Consider the following 16,949-nt stretch of genomic DNA (forward strand, 5'->3'; position numbering starts at 1 on the left):
TCGGCGAATGTCGTCTTCACAGTATAACCAGATTGCTTGGGGTTATATGGTCAAGTGAAGAAGCGCATACGGTGGATGCCTTGGCAGTCAGAGGCGATGAAAGACGTGGTAGCCTGCGAAAAGCTTCGGGGAGTCGGCAAACAGACTGTGATCCGGAGATGTCTGAATGGGGGAACCCAGCCATCATAAGATGGTTATCTTGTACTGAATACATAGGTGCAAGAGGCGAACCAGGGGAACTGAAACATCTAAGTACCCTGAGGAAAAGAAATCAACCGAGATTCCCTTAGTAGTGGCGAGCGAACGGGGACCAGCCCTTAAGTTGTATTGAGATTAGCGGAACGTTCTGGAAAGGACGGCCATAGTGGGTGATAGCCCTGTACGCGAAAATCCCTTTGCAATGAAATCGAGTAGGACGGGGCACGAGAAACCTTGTCTGAATATGGGGGGACCATCCTCCAAGGCTAAATACTACTGACTGACCGATAGTGAACCAGTACCGTGAGGGAAAGGCGAAAAGAACCGCGGAGAGCGGAGTGAAATAGATCCTGAAACCGTATGCGTACAAGCAGTGGGAGCCCACTTTGTTGGGTGACTGCGTACCTTTTGTATAATGGGTCAGCGACTTATTTTCAGTGGCGAGCTTAACCGAATAGGGGAGGCGTAGCGAAAGCGAGTCTTAATAGGGCGTCTAGTCGCTGGGAATAGACCCGAAACCGGGCGATCTATCCATGGGCAGGTTGAAGGTTGGGTAACACTAACTGGAGGACCGAACCGACTACCGTTGAAAAGTTAGCGGATGACCTGTGGATCGGAGTGAAAGGCTAATCAAGCTCGGAGATAGCTGGTTCTCCTCGAAAGCTATTTAGGTAGCGCCTCATGTATCACTGTAGGGGGTAGAGCACTGTTTCGGCTAGGGGGTCATCCCGACTTACCAAACCGATGCAAACTCCGAATACCTACAAGTGCCGAGCATGGGAGACACACGGCGGGTGCTAACGTCCGTCGTGAAAAGGGAAACAACCCAGACCGTCAGCTAAGGTCCCAAAGTCATGGTTAAGTGGGAAACGATGTGGGAAGGCTTAGACAGCTAGGAGGTTGGCTTAGAAGCAGCCACCCTTTAAAGAAAGCGTAATAGCTCACTAGTCGAGTCGGCCTGCGCGGAAGATGTAACGGGGCTCAAACCATGCACCGAAGCTACGGGTATCATCTTTTGATGATGCGGTAGAGGAGCGTTCTGTAAGCCTGTGAAGGTGAGTTGAGAAGCTTGCTGGAGGTATCAGAAGTGCGAATGCTGACATGAGTAACGACAATGGGTGTGAAAAACACCCACGCCGAAAGACCAAGGTTTCCTGCGCAACGTTAATCGACGCAGGGTTAGTCGGTCCCTAAGGCGAGGCTGAAAAGCGTAGTCGATGGAAAACAGGTTAATATTCCTGTACTTCTGGTTATTGCGATGGAGGGACGGAGAAGGCTAGGCCAGCCTGGCGTTGGTAGTCCAGGTTTAAGGTGGTAGGCTGAGATCTTAGGTAAATCCGGGATCTTAAGGCCGAGAGCTGATGACGAGTGTTCTTTTAGAACATGAAGTGGTTGATGCCATGCTTCCAAGAAAAGCTTCTAAGCTTCAGGTAACCAGGAACCGTACCCCAAACCGACACAGGTGGTTGGGTAGAGAATACCAAGGCGCTTGAGAGAACTCGGGTGAAGGAACTAGGCAAAATGGCACCGTAACTTCGGGAGAAGGTGCGCCGGTGGAGGTGAAGCATTTACTGCGTAAGCCCCTGCCGGTCGAAGATACCAGGCCGCTGCGACTGTTTATTAAAAACACAGCACTCTGCAAACACGAAAGTGGACGTATAGGGTGTGACGCCTGCCCGGTGCCGGAAGGTTAATTGATGGGGTTAGCGCAAGCGAAGCTCTTGATCGAAGCCCCGGTAAACGGCGGCCGTAACTATAACGGTCCTAAGGTAGCGAAATTCCTTGTCGGGTAAGTTCCGACCTGCACGAATGGCGTAACGATGGCGGCGCTGTCTCCACCCGAGACTCAGTGAAATTGAAATCGCTGTGAAGATGCAGTGTATCCGCGGCTAGACGGAAAGACCCCGTGAACCTTTACTATAGCTTTGCACTGGACTTTGAATTTGCTTGTGTAGGATAGGTGGGAGGCTTTGAAGCGTGGACGCCAGTCTGCGTGGAGCCAACCTTGAAATACCACCCTGGCAACTTTGAGGTTCTAACTCAGGTCCGTTATCCGGATCGAGGACAGTGTATGGTGGGTAGTTTGACTGGGGCGGTCTCCTCCTAAAGAGTAACGGAGGAGTACGAAGGTGCGCTCAGACCGGTCGGAAATCGGTCGTAGAGTATAAAGGCAAAAGCGCGCTTGACTGCGAGACAGACACGTCGAGCAGGTACGAAAGTAGGTCTTAGTGATCCGGTGGTTCTGTATGGAAGGGCCATCGCTCAACGGATAAAAGGTACTCCGGGGATAACAGGCTGATACCGCCCAAGAGTTCATATCGACGGCGGTGTTTGGCACCTCGATGTCGGCTCATCACATCCTGGGGCTGAAGCCGGTCCCAAGGGTATGGCTGTTCGCCATTTAAAGTGGTACGCGAGCTGGGTTTAGAACGTCGTGAGACAGTTCGGTCCCTATCTGCCGTGGACGTTTGAGATTTGAGAGGGGCTGCTCCTAGTACGAGAGGACCGGAGTGGACGAACCTCTGGTGTTCCGGTTGTCACGCCAGTGGCATTGCCGGGTAGCTATGTTCGGAAAAGATAACCGCTGAAAGCATCTAAGCGGGAAACTTGCCTCAAGATGAGATCTCACTGGAACCTTGAGTTCCCTAAAGGGCCGTCGAAGACTACGACGTTGATAGGTTGGGTGTGTAAGCGCTGTGAGGCGTTGAGCTAACCAATACTAATTGCCCGTGAGGCTTGACCATATAACACCCAAGCAATTTGCGTCGAACGACCAGATTGCGGTGACTGTGAAGATGACACGAACCGAAAGTTTGCGTCACGAACGACACCTGAACCAGCTTGCTATCACATACCCGATTTGCTGAAGCGCGCCGCAGGGCACGATTCGGTACCCGAATTTCTTGACGACCATAGAGCATTGGAACCACCTGATCCCATCCCGAACTCAGTAGTGAAACGATGTATCGCCGATGGTAGTGTGGGGTTTCCCCATGTGAGAGTAGGTCATCGTCAAGATTAAATTCCAGAAACCCTCATCGCTTACGCGTTGAGGGTTTTTGTTTGTCTGGGGTTCCGGAAACCTCTGCATTCTCTATCTGGCTCATCTCATTGCAATGCAGCCGCATTGGCGCCAGAGACCCCCAAGGTTTAGTGAAACGCCCCCATCCCTGCCAGTCTGCCGCCCGCTCGCAGGTGGAAGCTGCGCAGCACCGGCAGACTTCCGTCCGGCTGACGTGGCGCATCCCACCCCGTATCCGAGACATCCTCAAAGTCTGCGTCGGTTACCGGCGTTGGCAATGTCCAGGAGTTGTGTGCCATATCCAGTCCTTCGGTGTTGACGGTCAAGCGTCCCTTGTAAGCGATGTTGTTGGACAGGTTGCCGAGAGGGATCAGCGAACCATCCGGGGCGATACCTGCCATGTTGTAGTTCACGCCATTGGAAAAAGCCGTGTTGTTGGTGAAGTCCAGTGCCAGGGTATGGTGATTGGCATAGAAACCAGCGGACTTATTGTCGAAGGCAACGGAATTACGGACGATATGCTTCACGCCGTCAGGCACATATTTGCCACCGTATCCGCCCGCTTTGATGCCATTACCATTGCCGGCTTCAAGTTTTGTGCGCGTGCCAGGCAGGTAACCTTGCTGCCATGCCCATGAGCTTTCGATGGTCACTGGCGAAAAGGCATTGATCAGGTCAAAGCCGTCGTCGGAATTGGCCCACGCTCTGCAACCGCGGAATACATTACCTGGATGGCCCGCCTTGATATGTGCACCGAAGCCGTCTGCACTCTGACCTGCGCCGTTTGAGGTGTAAGGATCGTAGTTGTGGTGAGAGTCGGAATTCAGTACCAGGTTATAACCGCCGTTCTGAATGAACAGGCCGGGTCCCATATTGTGATGCAGATTGAGTTGCTCGAAGGTATTGTGGCTGCCGCTGTTCCAGATCCCCCAGGACTCGTGGTTGAGATGGTTTTCCGGCTGTTGCGGCACGCCTTTCACCTCCAGCCCCTTCAGGTGTAACCAACTACCGGTAACGTTGAAGCCTTTGACGCGACAATCGTCTTTCATGGCCGAGAAATCGAAAACCGGTGTTTCGCCCGGATAGGCCCAGTAGCGTATGGGTTTGTTTTCGCTGCCGCTGTTGTTCAGGGTGATGGCATTCACGGTGTCTGTACGGGTAGCGCAGCGGTTGATGCCTGCTGTGTAGGTATAGACGCCGCCGCGAAAGTAAACCGTGTCGCCGGCTATTGCGGCTTGCTGCGCGCGCATGATGGTGCGCAACGGTGCACCTTTGGTACCCGCAGCGTGATCATCGCCATTGGGGGCCACGTAGTAGTCAGTTGCATGCGCTGTTGCAGCAACGACCAGCAAGACCGTCAGCAATATCGTTCTCATGGGGTCACTCCAAGCTTGCCTGGTGTAATCGTATGCGTGTTCGCTGCACCTCATTATGAATTCGATGAATAAAGAGTCTGTCCGCCGGAGGCCTGCAACAGGGCCTCACTCAATTCAAAGACAATAAAAAAGGCCGCATTCTCATGCGGCCTTCTGACAACAACTTACAGCGCTTACGAGGCCAGTTCAGGAACTTCTGGTTTCACATCGTCACGACGCTGAATGTATTTCCAGTCCGCTTCATCAATGTAGATGCCATTGGGTCCGCTGCCGCCTTCCAGGTCGATGGCAACGTGAGCCGAGACCTGTGGCTTCACACTGGCCAGAATTGGAACGAAGCCCAGTTGCAGGCTGGTTTCCAGCAGGGCTGCCTGATTCTTCTCGTCGATGTCTGCGGCTTCGTCGAGGTAGTAAGGCAAACGCACCCGACCGGCCTGGTCGCGATCCATCAAGTGCAACAGCAGGTACATGTTGGTCAATGCCTTGATGGTCATCGTGGTGCCGTTGGAGGCAGCCCCATCGATATCGGTGTGGATAACCGGCTGACCGTTGACCTTGGTGATTTCGAATGCCAGCTCGAACAGGTCCTTCAAGCCCAACTGGTTGTGGTTGGCAGCCACAAGCCGGGCCAGATATTCCTTGGCTTCTTCGTTCTTGTTGTCCTGCTCTGCGCTCTGGCTCAGGTCGAAGACCGACAGCGTCTCGCCTTCTTCGTACTGCCCTGCGCTGTGGATGATCTGATCGATGTGCTTGAGCGCTTCCTTGTTAGGGGCGAGCACAATACGGAAGCTTGCCAGGTTCGAGACCTGACGCTTGTTGATCTCGCGGTTGAACAGCGCCAGTTGATGCTCAAGGCTGTCATAGTCGCTACGGATATTGCGCAGGGTACGTGCGATATCCGTGACCGCAGCGCGACGAGCCTTGCCCAGCGTAAGTGCTTCGTCGGTACGGTGCGCGTAGGCATTGATCAATAGCTGCAGGCGACGCTCCATGTCGTCCTCGCTGTCGAACTTGGCCACACCCTTGAGGCGAACCTGTGCGTACAGCGCCTCGATCTGTCCATCGCTGCGCAACAGACCCTGCCAGCTGTCCTGATAGTCGTTGAGCAGCGGCAACAGGTTATCCATGGAATCGTCGATCGGGTCCATGAACGGTGTGCCGAACGGAAGATCCGCAGGCAGCAACTGACGGCGACGTAGCGCATCGTCCAGCGTACGTTGCTTGGATTCCATATCGCCGATCTGACGTGCGATCAATTGCAGCTTGGCGGACAGTTGCTGCACGCGCTCGGTGAACGCGTCGCTGGAGCGTTTCAGTTCATCCTGAGCGGCTTCCATCTGCGCCAGTTCTTCCAGCTTGGTGGATTCCTCCGCGCTCAAGGTCTGGCAGCGGCGGAAGTCTTCAAGCGCCTTTTGAGCATCCAGCACCTGCTGATACAGCGCTTCGGTCTGGGTCTTGCTCGCCGAACGGTCGGCGGCGACAGCCTGCTGGGTTTTCAGTTGTTTGAGTTCTTTCTCCAGTCGCTCTTTCTGATCGCGCAACGCGGCACGATCGGCCAGCGCCTGCAGGGCAGGAGGCTCGATGCTCGACAGGTTGATCGTCAGCCCCGGTACCGCGAACTGATCGCCCTTGAAGCCGTCCAGAATGGTCTCCAGCGATTTGACCCACGCATCGCCATCATCCAGCGCAATGCCTTGCTCACCCAACGGCAGGCTGAACAGCGCGCTGTTGAACAGACGCATCAGACGTTCTACGTCCGGCTGGGAAAACTCTTCACGCAGACGGGCATAACTGTTGTTGTCCGCATGATCAAGCTGCTGCTTGACCGACTTGAGGCGTTTTTCCAGATCGCGCAGGCGCTCGTCCAGGTCTTCGGCGCTGAACTGGCGGGACTGGGCCAGCGCACCGGCCAGCTCATCGTGAGCGTCCTTGGCGGCGAGCAGCTGTTGCTCCAGCACCTTGACGTCATCGACCAGCGCAAAACGGTTTTTCAGTACCGACAGCTCGCCGACCCAGCGCTGGATGCTGCTGATCTCGCGCTCCAGGCGCATCAGCTCCTGAGTGCTGCTGCGCTGATCGTTCTGCATCTCATCCTGCTGGGCACGGTAATGCTCGGCCTGAATGACCAACTCTTCCTTGCGCGCACCGGAGTAGTCCGACCAGGTGCCGAGCAGTGAATCGAGGATCGGTGACAGACGATGAAGCTTGCCGCGCAACACATCGCGCTGCTTGACGCCAGCGGCCAGCGCCTCGACCAGTGGACCCGCCAGCACCAGCGAGTTGTAGTCCTGTTCCATACGCCGCACATCGCGGAAGGCTTCTTCACAGGCGGCAATATAGTCGACGCTGCCCGAACGCAGGCTGTGCTCGAAAGCATCCAGAAACAGCTGCTTGAGTTTGGCGGCGGTGATTTCACGCATGTGCAGCAGGTTGATGAACAGTGCGCGGAAGGTCTTTAGGCTCTGCTCGCTGGTGGAGCGCAGCGGGATCAAGGTCAGGTCCAGCGGAATCGACGTGTGCCCGCCGACCAGCAGACGGCGCAGTTCGTCAGGCTTGAGCTCGTAGGCTTTCAGGCCCTGGCTTTCCAGGTTGCTGAACAGCTCTTTCTGACGCAGGCAGGTGTCGTTCTTCTGGTAATGACCCAGATCCAGCTCGCCGGCATAGGCGAAGAACTGGTGGCCGAAGCCGCCGCCCGGACCGCGACCCACGACGCCGATGACATGCGGGCCGTGAGGCAGGGAAACTTCCACCAGAATGTAACTGGTGTCGGAAGCAAAGTAGAAGCGTCGTGACTGTTCCAGACTGTACTTGCCGAAGCTCATGTCCGACATGCGCGCCAGAATCGGGAATTGCAGGGCGTTGATCGAGGCGCTTTTACCGAGGTTGTTCGCGCCGTATACCGACAGCGGATTTTCCAGCGGGAACAGGCCAAGGCTGTAACCGGCAGTGTTCAACAGGGCAAAGCGGCGGATGCCATAACGTTCCTGGCTCATGTGTCCATCTCCTGTCGTTGCTCATCGGCGATTGCCCGGGCCAGCGCCTCTTCCTCGGTCTCTTCGCCGAATTCAGCCAGGTCCAGCGGGTCATCGGTTTCCAGCAGCTTTTCGTCGCTGTCGTCATCGATGAGCACAGGCGTCGGCAGGGGCAGGGCGCTATGCAGGCTGGCGGCCAGATCGCGGTCCTGTTGCACCGACAGGCACACATCGAGAAAACGGTGCATCGGCGGCAGGAAGCGGTAGATACCCACTTCCTCACTGGCAAAGCCCAACTGCGTCATGCGCCGCATGATCTTTTCTTCGAGCTCTTCCGGGGTCTGTACTTCAGCCTGGAGAAACAGGTCGCGGTACTTTTCCAGCATCGAAGGCAGCTCGTCGCGGCCCAGGCTGCCACCGTCGAGCACTGACATGGGATCACGGCCCTGATCTGCCAGATGTTCAACGAGGATGAAGGTGAACAGTGCCAGGCGCTGGGCGGTCTTGTTGACCTGCGCAGCGGCCAGTTCAGGCACGAAATAATAAAAGCCACGCGTATCGCAGACCAGTTCGAAGCCCAGTGCCTTGAACAGCGTGCGGTACTGGTCCTGGCAGTTGGAGAGCTGAGCGTACAGCTCCGGGTCGCGGCGGCTGATGTGATAGCCCTTGAACAGCTCGCGAAAGATCGGCGCGAGCTGGGACATTTCGGATAGATCAAGATGCATGAACGGTGCTCTCGGAATGCTCGGCCTGCTCGTCTTTTGCAGCGAGCAGGGCAAAGGAGCGCAGGCTGACGCGGTGCTCCCGGGTGAAATATTCGCGACGCTCGAGGCGTTCACGGGCGAAGCGCTTGTCGCGCGACAGGCGCGAGAACCAGTAGAGCAACTCGTCGGTTTCGCCGGTTGGCTCCTGCTCCAGCAACCAGACCATCAGGTCAGGCATCGGCAAGGCATCTTCGCAGCGCTCGAGCATCTCTTTGACCGTACGCGGTGCGCGTGGCGCCTGACCCTTGCGGGTGCCACTGGCCTTGGGGAATCTGGCGGGTTTGGGTTCGAAGCGCGCCAGGGCATACACGTAGGCCTCGACCTGACTCGCACTGCCCAGAAACGTACTTTGCGGACGGGTGAACATCGGCATGGCAGCCTGAGGCACCGCATCCAGCCCCTTGCGGCGAATGGCAGACAAGGCCAGCGCTGCGCCGCGGGTCACGGCGTTATGGCGCCGCGCTTCTTCACGCAGTGGCAGCAGCAGTTCGCGTGCATGGCGCAAGGTCAGCTGGGCACTGGTCTGCATTTCCAGAATGCGCGCATGGGTACGCAGCAGCATGTCGTCGTCGACCAGATGACCGAGACGTTGTTGCTCGGTCAGCAGGCGCAGCAGGACGTTCTCGACCTTGCGCACGCCCTGCTCGAACGCACCGTCTGCGTTGACCAGTTGAATCATCGGCTCGACGTATTCGTCCCACGTCGCCAGCACTTCGGCATAACGCTGGCGCAACGGGATCTGCCGGTCACTGGTCTTGGCCCGGTCGGCCACGGCGACCAGCGCCTGTTCGTCGTTGGCGAGCTTCTTGAGTACGTCGCGCACGCGCATGTCTAGCAGGCGCAGCTGTCTGGCCAGGTCGTTGGCGTCGCGAACCTCGAACGCGTCCTGAATGTAGCCGGCCAGTCGCTCCAGATGGCGCAGGTAGGCCTCGATTTCCAGACACAGGCCCAGACGGTGCTCGCGGCGCAGGTACGACAGGAAGTCATGGATCTGTGCGTTGAGCTCGAAACGGTTCGGGCTTTTCGCGACGGGCACCAGAATGTCCAGACGGATCCACACGTCCAGCAGATTGGTGATGTCTTGCGGAGTGCTGTCCTGCTGCTGAGCGCCCAGTTGCAGGCGCAGCTCGCTCAGGCTCAACGTACCCTGGTCGAAATGTTCGCATAAGGGCTCAAGGAGCGCCCAGTGCTCGGCAAGGGCGCGCAGAACGCGCTTGGGTTCGATCATCGTTAGGCCGACTGTTGGCAAGTGAAAAGCGGCAATTGTACTGCATCAGTCGACTGATATTTCACCTGCGGGCGATATGCTGCAGCGCAAAAAGGCGAACAACGCTAGAATTGCGCGCTTAACTTATCCACAGGTGGCTGACCCTTGCTCAACGAGTCCCGTCGCCGCGCTTATTTGACTGCCATGCAGGTGGTCAACTGGCTGCCGCGCACAGAACTGCCATTCGCCGCGCCGTCACGTCCGCAACTGCTTGTGCCGTTGCCGCCGCCGGTCGAGGTGCAACGTGTCGCGCCTGCTGCTTCGCCAGCGGAGCACGCTGCGCCTGCCGAAACGTCGAATGTCGAGCCGGTTGCCCGCCAGCCCGAGCGCCCGAGGGTCGAGGTGCCGCGCCCCTCCCTGGCCAGCACGCGCACAGCGACCCCGGCCGCCGAAGAGGCCGAGCCGGCGCCGCCGAAGGCGCCGGTGGTACCGCCACCGCGCTTTGCCCTGCAATTGTTGCGCGCCGGACGCTGCCTGTTACTGGTCGAACTCACCACGGGTCAGCCGTTTCAGAGCCGTGATCCTTCCTACCTGCTGCTCAAGGACATGCTGCGCGCCGCCGGTCTGCCCGACAGCCCGCAGATCATCGGCGAGCCCGTGCGCTGGCCGTTGCTGGTCCGCGGCCAGATGGACCAGGGCCCGGAAGCTGCGCGAGATTTCGTGCAGGGTTTCGTGGGCGCGCGGCTCGAGGACGAGCCCTGCGCCTGCCTGTGGCTGATCGGTCTGCCGTCGATGAAGTACGCCGGTGAAGCCGATGCCGAGTCTTACCACCGTGAACTGCAGATTGAAGGTCTGGGTACGGCCTGGGCGCTGCCAGGTCTTGAATTACTGATGGACGAGCCTGAGCGCAAGGCGGATGTCTGGAAAGCCATGCGTCGGCTGATGACGCGCTGGAAATCGATCGATGAGTGATGCCGTAACCTTCCGCCGCATGACCGAAGCCGACATGGACGCAGTGCTGAAAATCGAATACGCGGCGTTCAGTCATCCCTGGACACGCGGCATCTTTCTCGACGGGCTCAAGTCCTATGAGATCTGGTTGATGTTCGAGGGCGCGCAGCAGGTCGGACACGGTGTCATTCAGGTCATCATCGACGAAGCGCACCTGCTCAACATTACGGTCAAACCTGAAAATCAGGGGCGGGGTCTTGGCCTGTTACTGCTCGACCACCTGATGAAGCGCGCTTACCAGCTCAATGCACGAGAATGCTTTCTGGAGCTGCGTGACAGCAACCGCCCAGCCTATCGTCTGTATGAAAACTACGGTTTCAATGAGATAGGCCGGCGTCGTGACTACTACCCGGCATCCGACGGCGGCCGTGAAGACGCAGTGGTCATGGCCTGCACGCTGCTGGACTGAGTGTCCGGATCAGCGCTGGTTGCCGTCCAGCGGGTCGACGAGTGCCAGTTCTTCTTCGTCCAGGCCGTTGCCACCGCCAATGTCATCTCCATCGACGACCGTAACATCTAGGTCGGCCGGGAGGTCTTCGCCTGGCTCGTTGGGGGAGCGGGCGCCGTCTTCATGGATCAGGGTTTCCGGAGACAGATCATCGTCGGTCGAATGATGGTCATCAGTAGAAGCCCCCGTGAGGCCTGCTTCGCGCACTCGCTGATCCGGAATTTCATGTTGCAGCTCGCCTTCAGGGATAAGATCGCCGATACGGCCCGGTTCTTCCTCGTCGAAATCGAGTGTTTCCATGGAGCCCATGCGGTCTTCGTTATCGTCGATAGGTTCCGGTTCGGTGGCACCAAACGGACGGCGTGAATCGTTCATGAGAAATCCTCATTTCAGGTGGTCGTAAAAAGTGGACCGACCGTGACTTTGAAGATTCCTTTTTGTTGACGACAGGCATTCGCAACGAGTGGCATCACAGCGTGACTTGAAGGATCGGACACCAGTCCAAGGCTGGGCATCATTATCGAGATCGAGGCGTCAAAGCATGAACGAGCTACAAGACCTGATTGATAACAATGCACGCTGGGCCGATGCGATAAAGCAGGAAGATCCTGAGTTCTTCGCCAAACTGGCCCGCCAGCAAACCCCTGAGTTCCTGTGGATCGGTTGCTCCGACGCACGCGTGCCGGCCAACGAAATCGTCGGCATGCTGCCGGGTGATCTGTTCGTTCACCGCAACGTGGCCAACGTCGTACTGCACACCGACCTTAACTGCCTGTCAGTGATTCAGTACGCAGTGGACGTGTTGAAGGTCAAACACATTCTGGTCACAGGCCACTACGGTTGCGGTGGCGTGCGTGCGTCCATGCAGGACCGCCAGTTCGGCCTGATCGACGGCTGGTTGCGCACGATTCGTGACCTGTATTACGAAAACCGCGAGTTGCTGGCCAAGCTGCCGACCGAGGAAGAGCGCGTCGACCGCCTGTGTGAATTGAATGTGATTCAGCAAGTGGCCAACGTCGGTCACACCAGCATTGTGCAGAACGCCTGGCACCGTGGGCAGAGCCTGTCTGTGCATGGCTGCATCTACGGCATCAAGGATGGCCGCTGGAAAAGCCTCGACGTGACCATCAGCGGCTTCGAGCAACTGCCGCCGCAGTACCGCCTGCGTCCGCAGGACTGATAGCCGTTGATCGCCAGCCAGCCTCTTGTTGCAGGCTGGCTGGCGAGTTAACCCATCACAACACGAAACGCTGCACCATCAGGTTCAGATCATTCGCCAGCATCGACAGTGCGTTACTCGCGACGGTGGTCTGCTGCGCGCCTGATGCGGTCTGGCTGGACAGGTCGCGAATACTGCTCAGGTTGCGGTCCACTTCGGTTGCCACCTGGGCCTGCTGCTCGGCGGCACTGGCAATCAGCAGGTTGCGGTCGTTGATGGTGGCGGTTGAATGAATGATCACTTGCAGGGCTTCGCCGGTCGAGGCGGCCTGTTCCATCGTCAGGTTGGCCTGCGTCGCCGTGTGGCGCAGCGAGCTGGCGGTTTGCTGGGTGCTTTGCTGCACGCCGCTGATCAGCCCTTCGATTTCCGCGGTGGATGCACTGGTGCGTTGCGCCAGTGAGCGGACTTCATCGGCCACCACGGCAAAACCGCGTCCGGCTTCGCCTGCACGAGCCGCTTCGATAGCCGCGTTCAGGGCCAGTAAATTGGTCTGATTGGCGATTGCGCGAATCACATCGAGGATGCTGCTGATGCTCTGGGTGCGTTCGGCCAGCCCTTGCGCCTGATGCGACGAGTCCAGCACATTTTCGGTCAGCTCCTTGATCGACAGAATGGTCGCCGACAGCTTGTCCTGCCCTTGTGCTGCCGCCCGGGTCGATGCCTCCGATTCGGTCACGGTATTGCTGGCATTACCTGCCACTTCGATGGCCGCCTGGCTCATCTGATTGACCGCGACAGCGGCCTGTTCGATTTCAGTGTTCTGCAATTGCAGATTGAGCGCACTGGCTTCGGCGATGCTGCCCATCTCCTGAACCGACTGCGACAACTGCGTCGCCGCTGCGTAGATCTGGTCGATCGTACTGTGCAGGTTGGTGCGCATGCGCCCGAGGGTGATCAGCAATTGCGCGGTCTCGTCCTTGCCGTCCGGTATCGGGTGCTCGCTCAGGTCGCCATCGGCAATGGTGCTGGCGATGTGTAAAGCCTGCCGCATCGGGTGGATGATGCTGACGCTCAGGCGCCAGGCCAACAACAGGGTCAGTGCCAGAACCAGGCCAATGGCGCTCAGCGCAATGATCCGCGTTTGCTCGTAGCTGGCACCTGCGGCCTCTACGGCGGCGGACGCACTCTGTTTGTTCAGCTCCCGCAACAGCTGCACCTGCATGTCCATCAGGTCGCCTTGCAGCGAGAGCATGGTGTTGGCCAGCATCCTGGCCTCGTCCAGCTTGTTCTGCTCGATCAGCGCGATCTGATCCTGCAAACCGGGCATGAAGGCCTTGTAGGCATCCTGCAACGCGACAATGGAGTCATGCTCAGTGCCCGACTGGACACGCGCCAGGTATTCCGAGAAGCCTTTCTCGACCTCGTTCCTGAGTTGCTCGACATTGATCTTGCTGTTGATGACGGCGCCCGGATCGTCGGCGTTGGCGATCAGACGGGTGGTTTCGCTGCGCAGTTTGACCAGACCGATGGCGATGGCATCGGCGGTGGCGATACTGGGCAGGGCGCCGCTCTCGACTGCCTCGCCCTGGGTGCGGATCGCCTGCATCTGCAACAGGCAGAACGCGCCAAGCGCTACCATCAACAGGGAGGTTATGGCAAAGCAGATGACCAGGCGCAGGGTGATTTTGAAGCGGCGCAAGAGTGTTGTCGTTGTGGCTTGCCGACGTAGGAAACGAGGCATCAATCTTTTCACGGCACACAACCCCTATAAACACACGGACCTTCTCGGAGAGCCGTTTATAGGGCAATTGTGTGATGTCTTTATGACATCTGCTGAATGATGGATGTGCAGCCAATGACTCATGGCTGCAGGGGAGCAATTTCCTCCATCAGTTCATCCAGAAAGCGCTTGACCCGATGGTGCCGGGCTTTCGCCAGTTGTGCGCCGGTAGCGGTCTGAAAACCGTCAGCCAGTTGCAGCAGCTTGGTGTGGAAGTGGTCGACGGCGAAATTCAGGTCGTCATAGGGGCGCTGGCTGGCATACGGATCATTCGGGTCGTAGAGCGCTCTGCCGAGACGCCCTGACACGTAGAAGGTGCGGGCCACACCGATCATGCCCAGCGAGTCCAGCCGGTCGGCGTCCTGCAGTATTCTGGCCTCGAGGGTCAACGGCGTGATCGCCGCCGAGAAACTGTGCGCTTCGATGGCGTGGGCGACGGAGGCGATGCTCTGCTCATCCCACCCCATCTCGGTCAACAATTCGCTGGCCCGCGCCGCCGCCAGTCGCGATGCGCTGGCGCGAAACGGCGAGTCTTTCTCGACCGAAACGCAGTCATGCAGCAGCGTTGCCGCAATCAGCACACGGGCATCGCCGCCTTCACGGTCACGAATGGCGCAGACGTTCTTCCAGACACGCAGCAAGTGCGAGACATCGTGCGAGTCGTCGATTTTCTCTGCGTGGGTGTGGGGTATCAGCAGGTTGGCCAGATCCTCGAAGGGGGTGAAGCTGGCGGCGGTCATGCGGTGGTCCTCGGAGGCTGGGCAGGCATCAGCATTACAGACAATGCCGCCTGATAAAACCCTGTCACTGGTCAAGAATATGGCTGATCTGGCCGGCAAGCAGCCCCGCACCTCTGGCGTTGAGGTGGTTGAAGTCCTTGTAGTACGAATGCAGGTCGCCGATCAGGCATTGCCTGTCCTTGCAGAAGGCGTCATCCAGCGTGATCAGGCTGATGTGTTTTGACTGGCTGGCACGCAGGAACAACTGGCGGGTGAAACGCTGCAACAGGTCGTGTTTTTCCACCGGCACCGACAGTTCGCTGACCCGCTGCAAGGCTTGCGCATCGTCTTCCGAAGCGTCCCGCGCCAAGCGATAGTAGAGACTTTCAGGGTTGATCATTTGCTGCGGCACCTGCGCGATGATGAACACCTCGGCGCCGATACTGCGGTAGGCCTCGATCGTGTGTTCAAGGGCCTGGCTGAATACCCTGCGCGAGGTTTCGCGGCTTTTCTGCGGATCGGCGCGCGAGGTCAGGAAATACGTGCTCATCGTCCTCTCGCTGTAATCGTCGCCGGTATACAGCGTCCAGCGCGCTACGAGCACGACCTTTTTGATGCGCTGCCGCTTCACGTAGTCGAATTCCCGATCGGCCAGCGCTTCGCAGACCCCGGCAGCGTAGTTGCCGTTGGCCACGTCCACGCCGAGCAAGGGCAGGCAGCCGCCCAGGCCGATGTGCGCGAGGGTTCTGCCCTGATCCCGGGCGGCGGCGTCGAACGTCGATAACAGCGCTTCGGCATGGCTGTCGCCGAACAGCGCCATGTCCGGCGTTGCCTGATCGTCAGCAAGGCCGAACAGGCAAAAATCGACGTTGCCGCTCTTGCCGTCCAGAGGCTGGTCGCATTTGTCGCGTATCAACGGGTCGGCGAATGCTTGATGCAGCTCCGGGTCGACAGCGAAGCGCTGGGGAAAGCCGTTATTCACATAGCCAACCAGCCCCAGCGCGATAAAAAGCGCCGAGGCAGCGCCTGCCGTGGTGAAAATCTGACGGCGATTGAAGGTGCCGGCCTTGCGAAACGGCTGCTCGACGAAACGCCAGCTCAGCCAGGCCAGCACCAAAGAAACAAGGGTAAGCGCCAGCATGAGTGGCAGGCCTGGCTCATTCAGGTTGTACTGGCGGGCAAAGGCAAAGACGGGCTGATGCCACAGGTAAGCGCTGTAGCTGAGCATGCCGATCGCGACGGGCGCACGTGAACTCAGGGCGCTTCCAACCCAGGTCTTGCCATGGGCGAAGACGATGATCAACACCGCACCCAGTACCGGCACCAGCGCATTAAGACCGGGGAAGGGCGTGCTGCTGTCGAAACCGACCACGGCATAACCGATCAGCAAAATCCCCAGTAAAGTCGCCGCCTGATCGACAACGCTCGCGCGCCCGATGCTGCGCGGTCGCCATGCAAAGTAGAAGGCGATGAACGAGCCCGCCAGCAATTCCCAGGCACGTGCCGGCAGCAGATAAAAAGCGTTGCTGGTGGCTTGATGGGCGCCCAGTTGCGCCAGCGCCAGGCTGGCCAGGGCAGCGACTATCAGTAGCACGATCAGCCACTTGCGGCCCAGGCCCCAGGCCAGCATCAAGAGCAGCGGGAAGAACAGGTAGTACTGTTCTTCCACCGCGAGCGTCCAGGTGTGCAACAACGGTTTGAGTTCTGCCGTGGCGTCGAAATAGCCGCTTTCCAGCCAGAACAGCACGTTGGATGAAAAAGTCGGCACCGCCACCAGACTCTTGGCAAAGTACTTCAGGTCAGATGGATCGAGCGTCAACCACGCGACAGGCAGGCAGATCAGCATCATCACGAACAGTGCAGGCAGGATGCGCCGCGCGCGTCGTTCGTAAAAGTTGATCAGCGAGAACCGGCCTCTGATCTTCTCCGCGATGATGATCGAAGTGATCAGATAGCCGGAGATCACGAAGAAGATATCGACGCCCACGAATCCGCCGCTGAACAGCGGCAAGCCCGCGTGGAACAGAATGACCGGAATGACCGCGAGCGCTCGCAGACCATCGATCTCGGGTCGATAGCCGAGTGCCGGGTTATGAGGGATGCCCATGTGATGTGCTCGATGCAGTAAGTGGCAAGAGACGGTAAATGCACGCTGCAATAGCTACCGCCAACGCGAAGCGCAGGGGCGTGTAGGGAGAGGAAGATGGGGAGTTATCGGAAAGAGAGTGCTGTATTTTTTAGTTCAGGTCTTCGCTTCTGTCCAATGACGGAAGCAGGTTTATGACGGCAGATC

Annotated in this window: 11 protein-coding genes and 2 rRNA genes; 5 read left to right on the plus strand and 8 right to left on the minus strand. The window is 58.2% G+C overall.

Translation table 11 applies throughout. From position 1 onward, the window contains the following. The first annotated feature begins 48 nt into the window (after positions 1-48). Both V476_RS15970 and rrf read left to right on the plus strand, forming a co-directional pair. Positions 49-2,942 (plus strand): 23S ribosomal RNA (locus V476_RS15970). A gap of 158 nt (positions 2,943-3,100) precedes the next feature. Beyond that, positions 3,101-3,216, plus strand: a 5S ribosomal RNA gene (gene rrf / locus V476_RS15975). Between the two features lie 132 nt (positions 3,217-3,348). Here rrf and V476_RS15980 read toward each other — a convergent pair. The 4 genes from V476_RS15980 to mksB all read right to left on the minus strand — a co-directional run bounded on the left by V476_RS15980 (position 3,349) and on the right by mksB (position 9,560). After that, entirely contained in the window at positions 3,349-4,596 is a 1,248-nt protein-coding gene (locus tag V476_RS15980; protein ID WP_024959420.1) for a right-handed parallel beta-helix repeat-containing protein, read from the minus strand. Between the two features lie 173 nt (positions 4,597-4,769). Further along, positions 4,770-7,589 (minus strand): Mks condensin complex protein MksF, encoded by a 2,820-nt coding sequence (mksF, locus tag V476_RS15985; RefSeq protein WP_003391215.1) that lies wholly within the window; start codon positions 7,587-7,589, stop codon positions 4,770-4,772. After that, on the minus strand, positions 7,586-8,293 hold the full coding sequence (mksE, locus tag V476_RS15990; protein WP_003319438.1) for an Mks condensin complex protein MksE: 708 nt from the start codon (positions 8,291-8,293) through the stop codon (positions 7,586-7,588). The genes mksF and mksE overlap by 4 nt, the downstream gene beginning before the upstream one ends. After that, on the minus strand, positions 8,283-9,560 hold the full coding sequence (mksB, locus tag V476_RS15995) for an Mks condensin complex protein MksB (RefSeq protein WP_003404706.1): 1,278 nt from the start codon (positions 9,558-9,560) through the stop codon (positions 8,283-8,285). Before mksB ends, mksE begins: the two co-directional genes overlap by 11 nt. Positions 9,561-9,704: 144 nt before the next feature. On the opposite strand from mksB, the gene V476_RS16000 reads away from it, so the two are divergent. Both V476_RS16000 and rimI read left to right on the plus strand, forming a co-directional pair. After that, complete coding sequence (locus V476_RS16000; RefSeq protein WP_003391221.1) at positions 9,705-10,511, plus strand: hypothetical protein; 807 nt, start codon at positions 9,705-9,707, stop codon at positions 10,509-10,511. Further along, positions 10,504-10,959, plus strand: a complete 456-nt coding sequence (gene rimI / locus V476_RS16005) for a ribosomal protein S18-alanine N-acetyltransferase (protein WP_003345934.1) — start codon at positions 10,504-10,506, stop codon at positions 10,957-10,959. The genes V476_RS16000 and rimI overlap by 8 nt, the downstream gene beginning before the upstream one ends. Before the next feature lie 9 nt (positions 10,960-10,968). Here rimI and V476_RS16010 read toward each other — a convergent pair whose 3' ends face one another. Then, positions 10,969-11,373 (minus strand): hypothetical protein, encoded by a 405-nt coding sequence (locus V476_RS16010; RefSeq protein ID WP_024959421.1) that lies wholly within the window; start codon positions 11,371-11,373, stop codon positions 10,969-10,971. Positions 11,374-11,539: 166 nt separating this feature from the next. On the opposite strand from V476_RS16010, the gene can reads away from it, so the two are divergent. Further along, on the plus strand, positions 11,540-12,178 hold the full coding sequence (gene can / locus V476_RS16015; protein ID WP_003345939.1) for a carbonate dehydratase: 639 nt from the start codon (positions 11,540-11,542) through the stop codon (positions 12,176-12,178). A gap of 55 nt (positions 12,179-12,233) precedes the next feature. Here can and V476_RS16020 read toward each other — a convergent pair whose 3' ends face one another. The 3 genes from V476_RS16020 to V476_RS16030 all read right to left on the minus strand — a co-directional run bounded on the left by V476_RS16020 (position 12,234) and on the right by V476_RS16030 (position 16,763). Next, entirely contained in the window at positions 12,234-13,898 is a 1,665-nt protein-coding gene (locus V476_RS16020) for a methyl-accepting chemotaxis protein (protein ID WP_050428318.1), read from the minus strand. A 119-nt stretch (positions 13,899-14,017) separates the two neighbouring features. Continuing rightward, positions 14,018-14,677, minus strand: a complete 660-nt coding sequence (locus tag V476_RS16025; protein ID WP_017277987.1) for an HD domain-containing protein — start codon at positions 14,675-14,677, stop codon at positions 14,018-14,020. Between the two features lie 64 nt (positions 14,678-14,741). After that, positions 14,742-16,763 carry an acyltransferase family protein gene (locus V476_RS16030; RefSeq protein WP_024959423.1) on the minus strand — a complete coding sequence of 674 codons (2,022 nt, stop codon included), beginning with the start codon at positions 16,761-16,763 and terminating at the stop codon, positions 14,742-14,744. Positions 16,764-16,949: the final 186 nt, after the last annotated feature.

Source organism: Pseudomonas syringae KCTC 12500, assembly GCF_000507185.2.
Classification (GTDB): domain Bacteria; phylum Pseudomonadota; class Gammaproteobacteria; order Pseudomonadales; family Pseudomonadaceae; genus Aquipseudomonas; species Aquipseudomonas syringae.

Bases quoted from the DNA above. Each gene is read 5' to 3' on its own strand.
- V476_RS16030 (WP_024959423.1), bottom strand. From the start codon at position 16,763: ATGGGCATCCCTCATAACCCGGCACTCGGCTATCGACCCGAGATCGAT.
- rimI (WP_003345934.1), top strand. From the start codon at position 10,504: ATGAGTGATGCCGTAACCTTCCGCCGCATGACCGAAGCCGACATGGAC.
- mksB (WP_003404706.1), bottom strand. From the start codon at position 9,560: ATGATCGAACCCAAGCGCGTTCTGCGCGCCCTTGCCGAGCACTGGGCG.
- mksF (WP_003391215.1), bottom strand. From the start codon at position 7,589: ATGAGCCAGGAACGTTATGGCATCCGCCGCTTTGCCCTGTTGAACACT.
- mksE (WP_003319438.1), bottom strand. From the start codon at position 8,293: ATGCATCTTGATCTATCCGAAATGTCCCAGCTCGCGCCGATCTTTCGC.
- V476_RS15980 (WP_024959420.1), bottom strand. From the start codon at position 4,596: ATGAGAACGATATTGCTGACGGTCTTGCTGGTCGTTGCTGCAACAGCG.
- V476_RS16020 (WP_050428318.1), bottom strand. From the start codon at position 13,898: ATGCCTCGTTTCCTACGTCGGCAAGCCACAACGACAACACTCTTGCGC.
- V476_RS16010 (WP_024959421.1), bottom strand. From the start codon at position 11,373: ATGAACGATTCACGCCGTCCGTTTGGTGCCACCGAACCGGAACCTATC.
- can (WP_003345939.1), top strand. From the start codon at position 11,540: ATGAACGAGCTACAAGACCTGATTGATAACAATGCACGCTGGGCCGAT.
- V476_RS16025 (WP_017277987.1), bottom strand. From the start codon at position 14,677: ATGACCGCCGCCAGCTTCACCCCCTTCGAGGATCTGGCCAACCTGCTG.